This window comes from Actinoplanes sp. NPDC048796, assembly GCF_040650035.1.
GTDB lineage: Bacteria > Actinomycetota > Actinomycetes > Mycobacteriales > Micromonosporaceae > Actinoplanes.
The window spans coordinates 129,487-145,597 of the sequence record NZ_JBEZGO010000002.1; the positions used below are offsets into that span (position 1 = coordinate 129,487).

Annotated in this window: 15 protein-coding genes; 10 read left to right on the forward strand and 5 right to left on the reverse strand. The window is 70.5% G+C overall.

All coding sequences use genetic code 11. From position 1 onward, the window contains the following. Positions 1 to 17: 17 nt before the first annotated feature. A complete protein-coding gene (locus AB0C26_RS08955; RefSeq protein ID WP_360244045.1) occupies positions 18 to 551 on the forward strand; it encodes a GNAT family N-acetyltransferase in 534 nt (177 codons plus the stop codon). Here the strand turns inward: AB0C26_RS08955 and AB0C26_RS08960 are convergent, their stop codons facing one another. Both AB0C26_RS08960 and AB0C26_RS08965 read right to left on the reverse strand, forming a co-directional pair. Then, entirely contained in the window at positions 552 to 1,307 is a 756-nt protein-coding gene (locus AB0C26_RS08960; RefSeq protein ID WP_360244048.1) for an SGNH/GDSL hydrolase family protein, read from the reverse strand. Between the two features lie 27 nt (positions 1,308 to 1,334). After that, positions 1,335 to 2,162, reverse strand: coding sequence for an LLM class flavin-dependent oxidoreductase (locus AB0C26_RS08965; RefSeq protein WP_360244051.1), 828 nt, complete (start codon positions 2,160 to 2,162; stop codon positions 1,335 to 1,337). Positions 2,163 to 2,267: 105 nt separating this feature from the next. On the opposite strand from AB0C26_RS08965, the gene AB0C26_RS08970 reads away from it, so the two are divergent. Both AB0C26_RS08970 and AB0C26_RS08975 read left to right on the forward strand, forming a co-directional pair. Continuing rightward, positions 2,268 to 2,786 carry an RNA polymerase sigma factor gene (locus tag AB0C26_RS08970; RefSeq protein ID WP_360246492.1) on the forward strand — a complete coding sequence of 173 codons (519 nt, stop codon included), beginning with the start codon at positions 2,268 to 2,270 and terminating at the stop codon, positions 2,784 to 2,786. After that, positions 2,783 to 3,766 (forward strand): hypothetical protein, encoded by a 984-nt coding sequence (locus tag AB0C26_RS08975; protein ID WP_360244054.1) that lies wholly within the window; start codon positions 2,783 to 2,785, stop codon positions 3,764 to 3,766. The genes AB0C26_RS08970 and AB0C26_RS08975 overlap by 4 nt, the downstream gene beginning before the upstream one ends. 67 nt (positions 3,767 to 3,833) lie before the next feature. On the opposite strand, the gene AB0C26_RS08980 is transcribed toward AB0C26_RS08975, so the two are convergent. Further along, a complete protein-coding gene (locus tag AB0C26_RS08980) occupies positions 3,834 to 4,820 on the reverse strand; it encodes a YafY family protein (RefSeq protein WP_360244057.1) in 987 nt (328 codons plus the stop codon). 69 nt (positions 4,821 to 4,889) lie between these two features. Here AB0C26_RS08980 and AB0C26_RS08985 point away from each other — a divergent pair, with 69 nt between their 5' ends. The 4 genes from AB0C26_RS08985 to AB0C26_RS09000 all read left to right on the forward strand — a co-directional run bounded on the left by AB0C26_RS08985 (position 4,890) and on the right by AB0C26_RS09000 (position 9,366). Beyond that, positions 4,890 to 5,360 carry an ATP-binding cassette domain-containing protein gene (locus AB0C26_RS08985; protein ID WP_360244060.1) on the forward strand — a complete coding sequence of 157 codons (471 nt, stop codon included), beginning with the start codon at positions 4,890 to 4,892 and terminating at the stop codon, positions 5,358 to 5,360. Then, positions 5,339 to 5,485, forward strand: a complete 147-nt coding sequence (locus AB0C26_RS08990) for a hypothetical protein (RefSeq protein WP_360244063.1) — start codon at positions 5,339 to 5,341, stop codon at positions 5,483 to 5,485. Before AB0C26_RS08985 ends, AB0C26_RS08990 begins: the two co-directional genes overlap by 22 nt. 77 nt (positions 5,486 to 5,562) lie before the next feature. Next, complete coding sequence (locus tag AB0C26_RS08995; protein WP_360244066.1) at positions 5,563 to 6,651, forward strand: magnesium and cobalt transport protein CorA; 1,089 nt, start codon at positions 5,563 to 5,565, stop codon at positions 6,649 to 6,651. A gap of 120 nt (positions 6,652 to 6,771) precedes the next feature. Then, positions 6,772 to 9,366, forward strand: a complete 2,595-nt coding sequence (locus AB0C26_RS09000) for a lipopolysaccharide biosynthesis protein (RefSeq protein WP_360244069.1) — start codon at positions 6,772 to 6,774, stop codon at positions 9,364 to 9,366. Between the two features lie 178 nt (positions 9,367 to 9,544). Here AB0C26_RS09000 and AB0C26_RS09005 read toward each other — a convergent pair whose 3' ends face one another. Further along, positions 9,545 to 10,453: a hypothetical protein gene (locus tag AB0C26_RS09005; protein WP_360244072.1), complete on the reverse strand. Its 909-nt coding sequence runs from the start codon at positions 10,451 to 10,453 to the stop codon at positions 9,545 to 9,547. A 1,329-nt stretch (positions 10,454 to 11,782) separates the two neighbouring features. Between AB0C26_RS09005 and AB0C26_RS09010 the strand changes: the two genes are divergently transcribed. The 3 genes from AB0C26_RS09010 to AB0C26_RS09020 all read left to right on the forward strand — a co-directional run bounded on the left by AB0C26_RS09010 (position 11,783) and on the right by AB0C26_RS09020 (position 14,953). Further along, positions 11,783 to 14,059: a DUF2750 domain-containing protein gene (locus AB0C26_RS09010; RefSeq protein ID WP_360244075.1), complete on the forward strand. Its 2,277-nt coding sequence runs from the start codon at positions 11,783 to 11,785 to the stop codon at positions 14,057 to 14,059. A 79-nt stretch (positions 14,060 to 14,138) separates the two neighbouring features. After that, positions 14,139 to 14,576 carry a response regulator gene (locus tag AB0C26_RS09015; protein WP_360244078.1) on the forward strand — a complete coding sequence of 146 codons (438 nt, stop codon included), beginning with the start codon at positions 14,139 to 14,141 and terminating at the stop codon, positions 14,574 to 14,576. Positions 14,577 to 14,605: 29 nt separating this feature from the next. Beyond that, on the forward strand, positions 14,606 to 14,953 hold the full coding sequence (locus tag AB0C26_RS09020; RefSeq protein WP_360244081.1) for a PRC-barrel domain-containing protein: 348 nt from the start codon (positions 14,606 to 14,608) through the stop codon (positions 14,951 to 14,953). Here the strand turns inward: AB0C26_RS09020 and AB0C26_RS09025 are convergent. After that, positions 14,937 to 15,938: a ketoacyl-ACP synthase III gene (locus AB0C26_RS09025; RefSeq protein ID WP_360244084.1), complete on the reverse strand. Its 1,002-nt coding sequence runs from the start codon at positions 15,936 to 15,938 to the stop codon at positions 14,937 to 14,939. The genes AB0C26_RS09020 and AB0C26_RS09025 overlap by 17 nt on opposite strands. Between the last annotated feature and the right edge of the window lie 173 nt (positions 15,939 to 16,111).

A 16,111-nucleotide genomic window follows, 5' to 3' on the forward strand; every position in this document is an offset into this window, starting at 1 on the left:
CTCTAAACTGTCTTTCCATGTCGATCACGACCCGTAGGGCCGAGGCCCGCGACGCCGAACTGCTGCACGACCTGGCCGACCGGACATTCAAGCTGGCCTGTCCGCCCGGCACCAAGCAGGAGGACATCGAGGCCTTCGTCGCCACCAACCTGTCGGCCGACAGCTTCCGGCGCTATCTGGCCGATCCCGATCGCATCGTCCTGCTGGTGGCGTCCGACGGCGAGCCCGTCGGCTACTCGATGCTGGTCGGCGGGCCGATCGAGAACGCCGACGTGGCCGCCGTGGTCGACGCGAAGGTCAGCATCGAGCTGTCGAAGTTCTACCTGCTCGCCGAGCGGCACGGCTCGGGCACGGCCGCCGCGCTGATGACGGCGACTCTGGCCGAGGCGGCGGCGACCGGGGCCGAGTTCTGCTGGCTGGGCGTCAACCAGCGGAACGAGCGGGCCGCGAAGTTCTACGCCAAGCACGGCTTCGACGTGATCGGCGTCAAGCGGTTCCTGGTCGGCGCCGAGTGGCACGACGACTACATCCGGCGCCGGCCGTTGCCGTGATCAGGCGGGCTGGATCTCGGTCCACTCGACGTACTTACCGGTGCGGTTGTCGCCGGACGACTGGCCGCGGAGGCGGCGGTTGATCCAGGGCAGGACGTGCTCGCGGTAGTAGCGGGCCTCGGCCAGGAGGCCGCCGCGGGCGGCCGGCCCGGGGTCGATCACATGGGCCTCGGCGGGGTGGCCGAGCGCGGCCAGGACCAGGCTGGCCACGCGGCGGTGGCCGTTGGCGTTGAGGTGCAGACGGTCGGCCGACCAGTATCCGGCGCGGCGGATCTCCTTGTCGTGGAAGACGTCGACGAAGGTGATGTCGTAGCGGTCGATGAACTTCGCGACCGCGTTCGTCAGCAGCTCGGCGCGGCGGCGCATCGTCGAACCGAACGGCAGCCGGTCGGACGGGTCGGCCCCGCTGAGCAGCACCACCCGCACGCCGGCCTCGAGGCAGCGCTGGATGGCCCGCTCGGTCATCGCGGCCAGCTGGTTCATGTCGCCGCCGGGGCGCATCATGTCGTTGCCGCCGCCGTTGAGCGACAGCAGCGTGGGCGGCGGCGACAGGGCCAGCGCGGCGTCGAGCTGCTCGGTGACGATCGGCCCGAGCAGCCGCCCGCGGATGGCGAAGTTCGCGTACTGCACCGGCTTGCCCTCGCTCGCGGCCAGCCCGGAGGCGACCAGGTCGGCCCAGCCGCGCTCGGATCCATCCGGCAGCCCGTCACCGAGCCCCTCGGTGAAACTGTCACCGATCGCCACGTACCGCGTCACGCCGAGCCTCCCTTGATCACCCCGACGCTAGCCCACCAGAGGGCGCACCTCCTCGGCGACCCAACGGACATAAGCCACCGGGTCGTCCTCGTCGAGCGGCTGGAGGATGACCTTGGTGGCGCCGGCGGCCGCGAACGACTGCACGCCCTCGGCGATCTCGGCCGGGCGGCCCGAGAGACCGGCGAACGTGTGACCGTATTTCTCCCGTGCGGCGGCCAGACGGCCGGCGGAATCACCGGGCAGCGCCGGCACGAAGACGACCAGGTTTTCGGAGCCGCTCAGCTCGCGCGCCGTGGCCACGTCGGCCGGGGACGTGCCGCCCGAGAGAACGATGGCGTCGCCGACCTCGCCGGCCAGCGCGAGGGTCTTGGGGCCGGTTGCGGCCACGTACAGATCCGGGATCGCGGCCGGGGGCCAGTCGAGGCGTACGGCGTCGAGCCGGACATAGCGCCCCGAGACCGTGACCTCCTCACCGTGCAGCAGCGAGCGCAGCGCGGTCGCGTACTCCCGCAAGAGCGTGAGGGGCGACGCCGCGCGGGCACCCACCTGGCCCATCCAGTCCTGAACGCCGTGGCCGACGCCGGGCAGGACGCGGTCGCCGAACATCCGGCTCAGGGTGGCGATCTCCATCGCGGTGGCGGCGACATTGCGGAACGGGACCGGCATGATGCCGATGCCGACACGCAGCCGTTCCGTCCAGGCCAGGGCGGCGGCGGAGGCCGAGACGCCACCGCTGAGGAAGCAGTCCTCCCACAACCACAGCTCGTCCAGGCCGGCCCGGTCGGCGGCGACGGCCACCTCGCGCAGGGCCTCCGGCGGGTGTTGCGGCAGGTAGATCGCACCGAGCGTCGTCATGGAGAAGATGATGCACCGACCCACCGACATTTTCGTGAACCCGATCCCCGGCAAAGGGCATGAACTGGTGTGACCCATCTCGACGAGGCAGTCGCCGACGCCGATCTGATCGGCGCGTCGGTGCGCGAGCCGGAACGGTTCGCGCCGCTCTTCGACCGGCACGCGACGGCCGTGCACCACTACCTGGCCCGGCGGATCGGGCCACCGGCCGACGATCTGCTGGCCGAGACCTTCCTGATCGCCTTTCGGAAGCGGGCCTCGTACCAGCCGCGGCACCTCGACGTGCGGCCCTGGCTTTTCGGCATCGCGACGAACGTCCTGCACCGGCACCTACGGCAGGAGGAGAGAAGGTACCGGGCTCTGGCCCGGGCGGCCACGCACGACGCCCAGGCGCACTCGCTGGCCGACGAGGCGGCCGACCGGGTCGACGCCCAGGCGGCCCGGTCGGGCCTGGCCGCGGCCCTGGCGCGGCTCAAACCGGGTGACCGCGACGCGCTGCTGCTGCTGGCCTGGGCCGAGCTTTCGTACGCCGAGATCGCGGCCACTCTGGACATTCCCCTGGGCACGGTGCGGTCCCGGATCAACAGGGCGCGCCGGTTGACACGCGAGGTGCTGGCGAAGTGAACGACATCGAACTGCTTCGGACGTACGGGCCGGACGCGCCGCCGATCTCGCCGGCGGCCCGGACCGCGGCGCGGGCCCGGCTGCACGAGGAGATGACCCGGCCGGGCCCGAGCGGCCGGGCCCGGCGGAAGTGGCCGCTGGTGGGCGCGGCCGGGCTCGGGCTGGCCGCCGCGGCGACGGTCGTGGTCGCGGTGCTGACGGCTCCGGCCACACCGCCACCGCCCACCTCCGTGGCGGCTTCCACACCGCCGGCCACCCGCGCCGCCCCGAAGGCGATCAAGCTGGTCGCCTCGAGCGGGCCGTCGTTCCCGTGGACACTTCCCGGGCTGGGCAAGGCGAGATTCACCGCCGATCCGGGCCGGCCCGTCATCGCCGTGTATCCGGCCGACGACGGTAGCGACGTCTACGTGAGCAGCACCGAGGCCGAACCCGGTTCGATGGTCAGCGGACGCCGCGAGACCACCGTGGACGGACGACCGGCCCGGATCACGGTGATGACCGCGGGCGCGACGACAGTCTCGCTGGACTGGGAGCACAGGCCGGGACAGTGGGTCCGGATCACGGGGGTGAACCGGTACGGATCCGAGCAGGTGGTCCGCGACCTGGCCGCCCGCCTTCTCGACAAGCCGCAACCCGTCGACTTGCGGTACACCGTCGGGCTGGTGCCGGACGGCTGGCAGCTGAGCGGGTTCAAGGAGAACGGGGCGATCGTCACCTACGTCAACCCGGACGACCCGGGCCAGAGCCTGAGCGTCTCCCCGATCAAGGGCATTGAATCGGATCTCAGCGAGCAGGTCGACGGCTTCGTGAGCGCCACGACGGTGACCGTTCACGGGAACCGAGTGCCGCTCGTACGGGCGAAGGAGTTTTGGCTGGTTCAGGTTCCGCTTCCGGACGGGTCGGCGGTACGGCTCATGACCACGCTCCAGTTCACGTCCGCGCAGGTCGTGGCCGTCGCCGACTCCGTACGAAAGAAGTAAGCCGAAGTTGATATAAGGATCGCCTTATAAGCGGCCGGAAATTGTCGGTGGTCCCCGATAGCTTCCTTCACGCGGATCGGCGCCACGGGGGCGCCGATCCGTCCACACCAGAGCTTGCGATCAACACTTCGCCCGTACGGCGGAGGTGGTCGCGCAGCTCGGGAGGGGACTCGACGGTGAACGCCGCACCCAGCACTCCGAGGACCATCACCGGCCAGCCCAGGTCGTCCACGTTCATGCGCAGACGGCAGCCGGGCGAGAGCTCCTCGACGGTGCCGTAATTCCACACCGTCGAGCGGACCCGCTCGGCCGGCGCGTCGATGACGACCGACACCTCGTAGCGGGTGGGAATGGCCTTCATCTGGGACCGCAGCCACTCCGCCGGATCCCCACCCGGGATCTCGCGCGGGCGGAAACGGGCGCCGGTCATGGTGGGCGACGACAGGCGGTCGACCCGGAAGCTGCGCCAGTCCCCCCGCTCGAGATCCCACGCGATCAGGTACCAGCGGCGGCCGAGCGGCACCAGCCGGTGCGGCTCGGCGTGCCGGGGAGCCGGTTCGCCCTCGCGGGGGCTGTAGTCGAAGCGGAGGCGTTCCTCGCCTCGGCAGGCCAGCGCCAGCGTGGTGAGGACCGTCGCGTCCAGCGCCGGACCGCCGCCCAGGGGCCCGGGCGCGGTGACGGCCCGCAGCGCGTCGATGCGCCGGCGCAGCCGCGGCGGCAGGAGCTGGATCACCTTGGCCAGCGCCCGCACCGAGGTCTCCTCGAACCCGGTCACGGCTCCGGCCGCCGCCGTCCGCAAGCCGACCGCGATGGCGACGGCCTCGTCGTCGTCGAGCAGCAGCGGCGGCACGGCCGCGCCCGCCTGCAACTGGTAGCCGCCGGCCACACCCCGCGCGGCGTCGACCGGATAGCCCAGGTCGCGGAGCCGGTCGACGTCGCGGCGCAGGGTCCGGGGGCTGACCTCGAGCCGGTCCGCCAGCTCGGCGCCCGGCCAGTACCGATGCGTCTGCAGCAGCGACAGCAGCCGCAGCATTCGCCCGCTCGTGTTCGCCATGGATACAGACTGCCCCGGATTGAGGTCAGGAAGTGGCCGGAACGGCGCGGCAAGTCCACGACCCTGCGGATGCTTACCACGCTAATCCCGCCGACCGCCGGCACGGCCACGGTGGCCGGCTTCGATGTCGTCCGCCGCCAGCGCGACGTGCGGCTCCGGATCGGATATACAGGCCAGGGCAACGGCGCCGGGCACAGCCAGCGCGGGCGCGACGAGCTGATCAGCCAGGGCCGGGCGTACGGGATGACCGTGCGCGACGCCCGGCAGCGGGCGGCCGAGCTGGTCGAGTCACTGGGCCTGGCCGAGGTGACCGACCGGCGGGTCTCCACCCTCTCCGGTGGCCAGCGGCGCCGGCTCGACATCGCGTCAACTCCCCCCGGGCTGCTCTTCCTCGACGAGCCGTCGACCGGTCTCGACCCGCAGAACCGGGCCAACCTCCAGGAGCACATCCGCGCCCTGCGGGCCGAGCACGAGACGACGATCGTGCTCACCACCACTACCTCGACGAGGCCGACTCGATGGCCGAGCGGGTCATCGTGATCGACCACGGCCGGATCATCGCCGACGACGCGGCCGGCAACCCGCTCAGTTACGTGGTGCGGGGCGAGCGCTCGCTGTTCAACGGCGAGGCGACATCTGGGCGCCGAGCGTCCTCGGCGGCGTGATCGCGGCCACGGCCGTCGCCGCGATCGGCCTTGTGGTGGGCGTACGGGCCATGCGGCGCTCCGACTAAAGTCGGCTGATGTTCCGATGGCGGCGGCACGGGGGCAAACCGGTCGCGGAGATCATTCCGAGGGCCCTGGGGCGGTTGATCGAGGGGCTCCACCCCCGCCCGCACGTGCCCGAGCAGCGCCGCCGCAATCCGGACGCCGTCGTCGATTGCGCCGTCTACGCCGCCGGGGCCCGCAAACCGGGCACGGTGCACTACGGCAACGCCCGGATCCCGCGCGGCGGGTTCCTCTGGCTCGGGCTGCACGAGCCGGACCGGGCCACGATGCGGGAGGTCGCCCAGGCGTTCGGGTTGCACGAGCTGGTCGTCGAGCAGGCGGTCGACGGCGGCCACCGGCCGGGTGTCGAGGTGATCGGCGAGGTGACCCGGCTGGTGCTGCGCACCGCCCGGTACGTCGAACACGACCAGCTGACCGCGACCTCGGAGGTGGTCGACACCGGGGACATTACGCTGCTGATCGGCCCGGCCTTCGTGATCACGGTGCGCCATGGCGCGGCGGGTGCGCTCTGGGGCGTACGCAAGGAAATGGAGAAACGCCCGGCCCTGCTGCGGCATGGGCCGTGGTCGGTGGCCTACGCGATCGCCGGGCGGATGGTCGACGACTACCTTTCGGTGTCGGCCGACGTCGAACGCGACCTGGAACGGCTCGAGGAGGAGACCTTCGAGGCTCGCCGCTCGGCCGAGGTGGCGCACTTCTACCAGCTCAAGCGCGAGATGGTCGAGCTCAAGCGGGCGGTGCTGCCGCTGGCGGACCCGCTCGCGCTGATCACGCCGCCGTCCGCGTTGCAGCCCTACTTCGTCGACGTGCGGGGCCGGCTGGCCCGGGCCGTGGACCGAATCAACGGCTTCGACAACCTGATCGACTCCGTGTTGCAGGCCCGGCTGACCCAGGTGACCATGGCGCAGAACGACGACATGCGGATGATCGCGGCGTGGGCGGCCATCGCGGCCGTACCGACAGTGGGCGCCGGGATTTACGGGATGAACTTCGCGAACATGCCCGGACTGAACTCGCCGTACGGCTTCTCGGTGACCATCGCGCTCATCGTGCTGGCCTGTGGCGGTCTCTACTGGCGCTTCAAACGCGCGGGCTGGCTGTAACAGATCACCCGAAAGGGTACGCGTCTACTCCGGACAGTAAGGAAAAATCGGACCAGTCACCCCTGGTCGTCCCCACCGGCTGATCACTACCTTCGAACAGTCGTAGTGTGGGGAGGCTGTGTGACCGCGACACAGGTCATCGCGCCGCAAGGCGCGACACCGCCAAAGCCGGCCAAGCGCCGCAGTGGCGTCCTGACTGCCCTCAAGGGGCACGTCGACCTTTTCCTGAACGCCGGCTCGCTGATCGCCACCACGGCCATCACCTCGCTGCTCGGTTTCGTCTTCTGGTGGGTGGCCGCGCGCGCCGCGTCGCCCGAGGCGGTCGGCCAGGCCTCGGCCGCGGTGTCCGCGCTGACCCTGATCGGCACCATCGGCATGTTCGGCATGGGCACCATGCTCATCTCCGAGCTGTCGCAGCTGCGCGGGCCCAAATGGGAGCTGATCTCCACGTGCCTGCTGGTCGCGGGCGCCGCCGCCACGGTCGGCGGCATCGCGTACGTCGCGGTCGCGCAGCTCTGGATCCCCGGCCTCAAGGAAGCGCTCGGCGGCCAGGCCGGCACGGTGCTGCTCGTCGTCGGCATAGCCGTCAACGCGATCACCCTGGTTCTCGACGAGGCGCTGGTCGGCCTGCTCAAGGGCCCCCTGCAGCTCACGCGCAACGCCTGGTTCGCGGTGATCAAGCTGGTCCTGCTGGCCGGCCTGGCCGTCGCGCCGATCACCGTCACCGGTAACGAACTGCTGCTCACCTGGGTCGCCGGCATCGTCGCGTCCACCGCGATCCTCGGTGTGACGCTGCGCCGCCGCGGGCTGATCGACTCCCCGCGCCCGAGGCTGTCCCTGCTGAAGGGCCGCGGCCGCTCGACCTTCGACCACAACCTGCTCAACCTGGCCAGCTACCTGCCCCGCGCGGCCATGCCGCTGCTGGTCACGGCGGTGCTGTCGGCCTCGGCGAACGCGTCGTTCTACACCGCGTTCATGGTCCTGTCGATGCTGGCGATGATCCCCGGCAGCGTCGCGCTGACCCTTTTCGCCGTGGCCAGCGGCGACCGCAGGGCGCTGCGATCCAAGGTCCGCGTCGGCCTGCTCATCTGCGTCGGCGTCGGCCTGCCCGGTTCCCTGCTGGTCGTGCTCCTGGCCAATCCGATCATGTCGGTCTTCGGCGCCTCGTACGCGGACGCGGCCGGCGACGCGCTGCGGATCCTCGCCCTGACGTACATCCCCTTCGTCTTCCTGCACTTCTTCCTGGCGATCTCCCGGGTGCACAACAGGGTGCGCCGCGCCGGTGTCTTCGCGCTCTTCGCCGGCGCGGCCGAGCTGGCCGCGGCCTGGTACGGCGGCTCGCACGGCGGCCTCACCGACCTGGTCGCCTGGTTCGCCGTGGTGCTGTGGATCGAGGCCCTCTGCGTCGCCCCCGTCGTGCTCCGGACGGTCTTCGCCACCGGGCGGCGCGGCGGCGACACCGCGAACACCACGACCATGACGCTGCACGAACGTGCCTGGCTGCCGCTGGAGTACATCCGGACAATCGGCCCGGTGTACGGCGTGACCGTCGACGGCATGCGCAAGGCGCTGATCGGCCTGCACGCGGCCGACCCCAAGCACCGCGCCGTCTCCAAGCTCGACCGCATCGGCGCCCGATGGGAACACATGGACGGCGCCGAGTTCGCCCAGTTCGTGCACCGCGCGGTCCAGGACTCCGGCGACTGGTCGCTCGACATGGACGGCATGACCCGCAAACTTCAGTCCGAACCGCGCGGCGTACACCCGATCCGGATCCTCGTCGGCGCCGGCTACGTGGCCATCAAGGTCTCGCACGCGTACGGCGACGCCGGCCCGGTCAACTCCCTGGTCCACGAACTCGTCCTCGCGGCCAGCCAGGGCCGGGCGGCAGTGATCCCGCCACTCGAGCGCAACCGGATGGCGCTGCCGAAAGCCTGGTGGAAGCAGTTCGGCACCAAGCCGACCCGGTGGAAGGAGGGCATCAGCTTCGCCCGCCCGCCCGAGCCGGAAGAGACCCGGATGCGCAAGTGGCAGCCGAACCTGGCGGTCCGCACCGCCCGCTCGGCGACCGCGCTGAAAGAGATGCGCAAGTGGCGCGACGAGTACGCGCCCGGCGTCACCACGTCGGCGATCACGTTCGCGGCGTTCACGGCGGCGCTGTACAACCTGGGCCTGCAACCGGACACGAGCGGCGCCACGTTCCTGGCCGACGGCCGGCGCTACCTGGACAAAGACGTCCGGATCGACAGCAACTTCTGCATGGGGCCCTACCTGTCACCGCCCGACATGATGGACCCGCTGTCGGTGCACACCACGATCAAGCACGAGCTGGCCACGGGCCGCATCCTGACGATGATGATGCTGCGCGAAGGCAAGATCGCGCTGGACGGCGCGCCCGGCATGCCCGACCCGTACCCGGCGGAACTGCCGATCCCGCCGAGGCCGCGGCTGACCTTCAGCAACCAGGGCCGCCACGACCTGCTCGGCGACCTGCCGTGGTCGGTCGGCCCCGAATGGCGGGTCAACCTGAGCGTGCCGACGCTGAACAGCCCCGAGGGCGTCACGCTGACGACAAGCGAGATGAACGGCGTGCTCCACCTGGAGGCGACGTTCCACGCTTCGACGTTCGACCCGAACCTGATCTCCCGCGCGCTGGAGCTGGTCATCACCGACCCGGCGGGTCAGATCATGTCGGTACGCCGGGTGGAGGCCTAGAAAAAGCGGCGCCCGGCCGGTCAGGGAGATCCGGTCGGGCGCTTCTATGTTCGGCTTGCGCCGTATTGGGTGGGCGTTCGGTCGGGCGCTTCTATGTTCCGGCGCGTTGCGGTGCGCGCCGCTATCTTTCGGGCGCGCTCCCGGCTCTGGCGGGCCGGGAGCGCGGATCACTTCCGGTTCAGCGGTCGCGGTGCCAGGGGCCGCGGGTGCCCTGCGTCCCGCCGGTGGCGGTGGGAGTGGCGCTCGCCGTCGCGGTGGCGGTGGGGGTCGCCGTGGCCGTCGCGGTGGCCGTTGCGGTCGCCGTCGCCGTCGCCGTCGGGCTGGCGGTCACCGTCGGGCTGGCGGTGGGGGTTGCGCTCGGGCGGCTCGGGCGGCCGTTGTTGTCTCCCGGGCGACCGTGGTTGTCACCAGGGCGGCCGTTGTTGTCTCCCGGACGACCGTTGTTGTCTCCCGGACGGCCGTTGTTGTTGCCCGGCCAGCCGCCGTCGTGGTCGCCGGGGCGGCCGTTGTTGTCACCAGGGCGACCGTTGTTGTCTCCCGGACGACCGTTGTTGTCTCCCGGACGGCCGTTGTTGTCTCCCGGACGGCCGTTGTTGTTGCCCGGCCAGCCGCCGTTGTGGTCGCCGGGGCGGCCCGGGCGGTCGTTGCGCAGCACGGGCAGGATCAGCGTGAACGTACGGACCTGGGTCCGGGCACGCCGGCCGCAGTCGTCGTACGAGATGACGGTCCGCAGGCGGGCGATACCGGCCCGGTCGAAGTCCGGGTTGACGTCGAACTCGACGTAGTCCGAACGACCCGGCCGCAGGCTGTCGCCGCGCGAGAACGTGGCGTACCGGCTCCGCCCCGGGTAGTCCACGTCGACGTCGCGGGCACTGACCCGGACCTCGGCGTCACAGATCCGCCGGTCGGTCCGCCAGTAGACCTTGACCTCGGTGTCGGTGTCAGCCCGAACCGCCCGCAGCCAAGTGGTGACCGGCTGCGGCCCCCGCTCGGCGGCGACCGCGGGCGCCGCCACCGTCACCGTGGCCACGCTGACAGCCGCACCGGCCATAGCGACGAGCGCTCCGATGCGCCGACTGTTGTTCATTACATCCTCCAGTGACTGATGAGTTCCGGCCCACGTACAACCGACAAACCGGACACTATTGCCCTCACCGGAGTCCGCGCCGCGTTTAGCCCGCGTTTCGGTACAAATTCCTCTTTCTTGTACAAAATGTTTAGTCAAGATCAGCCGAAAAGACGATCTCCCACCGCCCCCGTCACGCGAATTCAATATGGCCATATAGCAATAGAAAACCCCTCTTCAGCAGCACGTTTGCATTCTTTGCCGGTCACCGAGCCAGCGGCCACCCAACCCCTGACCGACCAGACCTCATGATCAGCACCCAGCGGCGGGGTCGGCGCGTCTCCGAAGACGCCGCCCGTCATCGGGCGTCGCGTCCGCAACCGCCGCCAGACGCCCGGTGACCTCGGCGTCGCGTCCGCAACCGCCGCCAAACGCCGGGCGACCTAGGCGTCGCGTCCGCAACCGCCGCCAAACGCCGGGCGACCTAGGCGTCGCGTCCGCAACCGCCGCCAAACGCCGGGCGACCTGGGCGTCGCGTCTGCAACCGCCGCCAAACGCCGGGCGACCTGGGCGTCGCGTCCGCAACCGCCGCCAAACGCCGGGTGGCCTCGGGGACAGTCAGGGGCGGCAGGCCCGCGAACCCCGCGCGTGGCGGCGCGACCGCGCGGCAGGCCAATGTGCCGCGCCGGGCAGCCCGCAGCCCTACGCGGCGCGACCGCAAGACAGATCGAGGCAGCGCGCCCACCACCCAGAGCCGACGCATGGCGACCGTGACACGGTTCGAGGCGGCGAGCCCGCCACTAGCCGCCGAACGCGGTGTAACCGCAAGCCTGGCCGAGGCGGTGCGCCCTTAAGGCAGGCCGAGGCGGCGCGCCCTGAAGACGATCAGAAGCAGCGCGACCGTAAGACGGTCGGGAGCGGCACGTCCGTGACCATCCGAAGCGGCACGACCGTAACAGTGCCGAGCGGCACGACCGTGACAGTACTGAGCGGCGCGACTGTGACCGTTCGAAGCGGCGCGACCGTGACCGTTCGAAGCGGCGCGACCGTGACCGTGCGGAGCGGCGCGACCGTGACCGTGCGGAGCGGCGCGACCGTGCCGGTCCGGGGCGGTGAAACCGCAAGAGGGTCCGAAGCGGCGCGACCATGACCGTCCTTAGGGGCGTGAACCTAAGACGCCGCGCGAGGTGATGCGGACGCGGGACAGTCTGGGCGACGCCGGAGGTGGCGGCGTTGCTTGACGGGGCGATGTGAGGTTGGGCGGTAAGAGTGGCCAGCGGGACACCCGTTAAATCCCCCTAAGGTCTAAATAGTGGGTCGAACCCTCTCGAAAGTGCCCGATGCGACACGATGGAGGCGTACACGAAGGAGGGAGAGCCACCGATGTCGCTCAGCGGAGCCCACCGGGCGGCGTTTCGTCGGGAGGCGGCTCGGGAGGGCCGCGTCTTCTCGATCCGGGACGCCGAAGGGTTACCCGCGCCGGCGGGAGCCGACGGGAGGCGAACGGTTCCCTTCTGGTCGAAGTCGACGCGGGCCAGCCGCGTGGTGGGTCAGGTGCCGGCCTACCAGGGCTTCGAGGTGGTGTCGGTCGAGGTCGAGGAGTGGCTGTCCGGCTGGCTCGACCGCATGGAACGCGACGGCATGCTGGTCGGCGTGAACTGGGCGGGCGCCCGCGCCACCGGCTTCGACGTGTCCCCGGCCCAGGTCCGGCAGTGGTTCGCGGAGGAACCGGAGGAGCCGGGCCCACCAACGACGCCGGCCGCCATCGAACCTCGTGCGCTGAAGGCTTCCGTACCGCCGAAAGCTGATGCGAAGAGGTCAGCCGGCCCGGCCAAGGCATCGCCCTCGAGGGCAGAAGCAGCAGCATCCCCCGCATCCAGCATTACCGAACCGCCAGCACTGCCGGCGCCCAGCGCTACCGAACCGCCAGCGCAACCAGCGTCCGACAAGGTCGAACTCGCAGCGTCGCCTATGCCCGACGCTGGCGAAACGCCAGCCCCACCCACGTCCGGCGCCACCGAACCGCCAGCCGCACCCACATCCGGCGCCACCGAACCGCCAGCGCTACCAGCGTCTGGCGCCATCGAACCGCCAGCGCCAACAACGTCCAGGACCGCCGAGAAGTCGAAGCCACCGATGGCTGGGACTTCCAAGAGGCCGCCGGCGGCGGAAGGTGGCGGCAAGAAGCTGACAACACCGCCGTCGGTGGACGCCTCGAAGAGCGCGACGTCTTCGGGAAGCGATCCGAAAAAGACCGCGTTGCCGGCGCCAAGCGAATCCGCCAAGGCGCGTACGTCATCGATGAATGGCCCCAAGAAGGCGGCGAAACCTCTGGCGAACGACTCGCGGTCATCGGCGAGTGGGCCCAAGAAGACGGCGCCGACGGCGGACTCGCCGAACAGGGTGAGGCCGTCCAGGAGGAGTTCCAAAGCTGAGACGTCGCCGGAGAAGGGCGGCCTGGCTCCAGGAGCGGAGGCGACACCAACGGCCGAGGAAACGCCGGCCATGGAAACGAAGCCAACCGCCGGACCAAAGCCGGCGCCCGCAACGACGCCGGCCGCCGAAGCGAAACCGACCGCCGAGGTTAGGCCGGCCGCTGAGGTCAAGCCGGCCGCTGAGGTTAAGCCGGCCGCTGACATTAAGCCGGCCGTGGGAGCGAAGCCGGCCGTGGGAGCGAAGCCGGCCGCCGAGGCGCAGCCGGAGGCCGAATCGACGCCGCTCGTGGGAGTGAAGCCAACAAATGGAGCGGTGCCGAGGGCTGGGGCGACGGGGCATGAAGATGCGGCGCCGGCGGGGGCTGGGATCGGGCCTGGTGAAGACGTGCCGGTTGGGGCTACGCCGGCGGCCGACAGCGACATTGTCGGAGAGGATGGCGCTGAGACGCCAGGGAACAAAGCGTCTGCCGGTGGGCGGGCGGCTCGGGTTGCTGAGGGCGGGGAGGCTGTGACGGCTGGCAACAGCACCGCGACGGCCACGGCCGAGACGCCAGTAGCGACCAGCGGCACAGTTACGCCGGGGGCCGCGGACGGTGAAGCGACGACCGCACGCGGTGAGGCGCCAGGCGTGACCGCCGGAAGGGCGAGTGCCGCGGCGGGGAAGCGTCGTTCCTCGCGGCGGACTGTGGTGGAGACGGGTGGCACTCCTGCGGCGGACGTAGAAGGCAGCGTGGGGTTCGGATCCGATGTCGGTCCTGACGAAGGCGGGGCCTCGGACCGGGTGGCGCCGGCCGTCGCGGCGAAGGTCAAGACTGGAACGCAGGTGGCGGCCGAGAAGCTTGAGGCGGGTGCCCACGCGGCCAAAGTGAAAGTCGAAGCCGGCGCCCAAGTGGCGGCCGAGAAGCTTGAGGCCGGTGCCCACACGGCCAAGGTGAAAGTCGAAGCCGGCGCCCACGCGGCCGCAGAGAAGGTGGGGGCTGGGGCGCAGGCGGCCAAGCAAAAGGTCGAGGCTGGAGCGCACGCGGCGGCGGAGAAGGTTGAGGCGAAGGCGCAGGCGGCTGCGGCGGTGGTGAAAGCCACGGCGCGGGCGGCCGCGGCCAAAGTGAAAACGGCCGCTGGTGGGGAAGAGCGAGCGGATGCCGGCGATGAGAGGAGCAGGGCGGGAGAGGGGGCCGTGAAGGGAACTGAGTGAGTAGGATTTCAGTCGCCCGGCGGTAGTTGGACGGGGCGGGTACCCCTATGCTTGCGGAACGGCAAACAAAGGGGCTTCCGTGCGCAGTCTGCAGATCCTCGTCGTGGACGACGATGATGCCGACGCTCTCATGATTTCTGAGGCGTTGGAGACGGCGGATACCAGCGCGTCCGTCGACCGGGTGGCCGATGGACGGGAAGCGCTCGACTATCTGCGCCGGCAAAGTCCATACGAGCAAGCGCAGCGGCCCGATCTGATTCTTCTCGATTTGAACATGCCGCGGATGGACGGGCGGGAGACGCTCGCGGCCATCAAGAGCGATGATGTGCTCAAGGCGATTCCGGTCGTGATTCTGACCACCTCGGGGGCCGCGCCCGACATCGTGGCCAGCTATCAGCATCGGGCCAACGCGTACGTCACCAAGCCGTTCGGTCTCGATGACTTCGAGAGCACCGTGCAGCTGATCAACCGGTTCTACCGTGAGGTGGCCAGCCTGCCGCCGGCCGCCCAGGCTTAACGGCTCGCGCCCCCGGGTATCGGGGGCTCATGACCGAAAACCAAGCACCCGAGGATCTCGGTGCGCCCGTCGCCTATCTCGTGCTCAAGGACGGCACGGCCGTCTACGACCGGTCGGGTACGAAGGCCGGCACCGTCGAGCATGTGCTCGCCGACGAGCAGCAGGACCTCTTTCACGGGCTGGTCATCGACACCGGCCACGGGCACCGGTTCGCGCCGGCGGCGCAGGTCGACGGGCTCTTCGAGCACGGCGTGATCATCGCGGTGCCGGCCGCCGAGCTGCCCGAGCCGAGCGAGGACCCGTCCGCGGCGGTGGCCGACGAAGGGCTGCGCAGCACGCTCAAGCGGGCCTGGGAGTGGCTCATCCAGCCGAAGTAGGCGCCTTCCAGCGCAGCAGGCAGGCGCCGACCGACATGCCGCCGCCGAAGCCGGCCATCAGGACGACGTCGCCGTCCTTCAGGGCGCCCTTGCGGGCCGCGTCGTCGAGCGTCACCGGCACCGAGGCGCTGCCCACGTTGCCGTAGCGGTCCAGCGTCAGGTGGGTGGTGGCCGAGGTCAGGCCGGTCGCCTCGACGAGTTCGGCCAGCATGACGCCGTTCGCCTGGTGCGGTACGAAGTGGTCGACCTCGCTGACGTCCACGCCGGCCCGTTTGAGCAGGGCTTCGAACGCCGGCGGGACGCCGAGGCCGACGAACTCGCGCACGCCCCGGCCGTTCATCTTGAAGTAGTGGTCGCCGTTGGCCACCGTCTCGGCCGACGCGGGCAGGCGGCTGCCGCCGGCCGGCACGTGGATCAGCTCGTTCGCCTCGCCGCGCGACACCAGCTCGAGGTCGATCAGGCCGTACCCCTCGGGGACCGCTCCCATCACGGCGGCGCCGGCCCCGTCGCCGAAGAGCACGGCCGTGCGCCGGTCGCCGAAGTCGAGGATGCGCGAGTAGATGTCCGTCGCGATGACCAGCACCTTGGCGCCGGGCTGGGTGGCGATCAGGCTGTTGGCCAGGGCGACCCCGAAGACGAAGCCGGCGCACACCACGTTGATGTCGAAGCAGGCGGCCCGGTCGGCGCCGATCTTCTCCTGGACGAGCGTGGACGTCGGAGGTTGCGGAGAGTCACCGGTGGACGTGGAGACGATCAGGTAGTCGATGTCCACGGCCTCCAGTCCGGAGGCCTCCAGGGCCTTGATCGCGGCCTGCGCCGCGAGGTCGGAGGCGGCCTCGTCCGGTGCCGCGAAACGGCGTGCCTCGATCATGGTTTTGCGACTGACCCAGGCCGGGTCGGCGTCCGGCACCCGTCGTACCAGGTCGTCGTTGGTGACCACCTCGACCGGCAGATACGAGCCGGTCCCCAGGATGCCTACGCCCATGTCGCCCTACCTTCGAGTCGCCGTCGAGGAAAGAGGCTAACCGCGTTCGGTTGTAACAAAGGGCCAAGATCGACAAGCGGGGTTCCCGGTACGGCCGGTCACCCGGCCGACGGCGGGAAAGCGTGGCGCCGATGAGCCCGTACCGTAGCGTCAATCATTACTCTGCGTGATGC

Bases quoted from the DNA above. Each gene is read 5' to 3' on its own strand.
- AB0C26_RS09010 (WP_360244075.1), top strand. From the start codon at position 11,783: ATGGAGGCGTACACGAAGGAGGGAGAGCCACCGATGTCGCTCAGCGGA.
- AB0C26_RS08965 (WP_360244051.1), bottom strand. From the start codon at position 2,162: ATGACGACGCTCGGTGCGATCTACCTGCCGCAACACCCGCCGGAGGCC.
- AB0C26_RS08980 (WP_360244057.1), bottom strand. From the start codon at position 4,820: ATGGCGAACACGAGCGGGCGAATGCTGCGGCTGCTGTCGCTGCTGCAG.
- AB0C26_RS08990 (WP_360244063.1), top strand. From the start codon at position 5,339: ATGGCCGAGCGGGTCATCGTGATCGACCACGGCCGGATCATCGCCGAC.
- AB0C26_RS09005 (WP_360244072.1), bottom strand. From the start codon at position 10,453: ATGAACAACAGTCGGCGCATCGGAGCGCTCGTCGCTATGGCCGGTGCG.
- AB0C26_RS09020 (WP_360244081.1), top strand. From the start codon at position 14,606: ATGACCGAAAACCAAGCACCCGAGGATCTCGGTGCGCCCGTCGCCTAT.
- AB0C26_RS09025 (WP_360244084.1), bottom strand. From the start codon at position 15,938: ATGGGCGTAGGCATCCTGGGGACCGGCTCGTATCTGCCGGTCGAGGTG.
- AB0C26_RS08995 (WP_360244066.1), top strand. From the start codon at position 5,563: ATGTTCCGATGGCGGCGGCACGGGGGCAAACCGGTCGCGGAGATCATT.
- AB0C26_RS08985 (WP_360244060.1), top strand. From the start codon at position 4,890: ATGCTTACCACGCTAATCCCGCCGACCGCCGGCACGGCCACGGTGGCC.
- AB0C26_RS08955 (WP_360244045.1), top strand. From the start codon at position 18: ATGTCGATCACGACCCGTAGGGCCGAGGCCCGCGACGCCGAACTGCTG.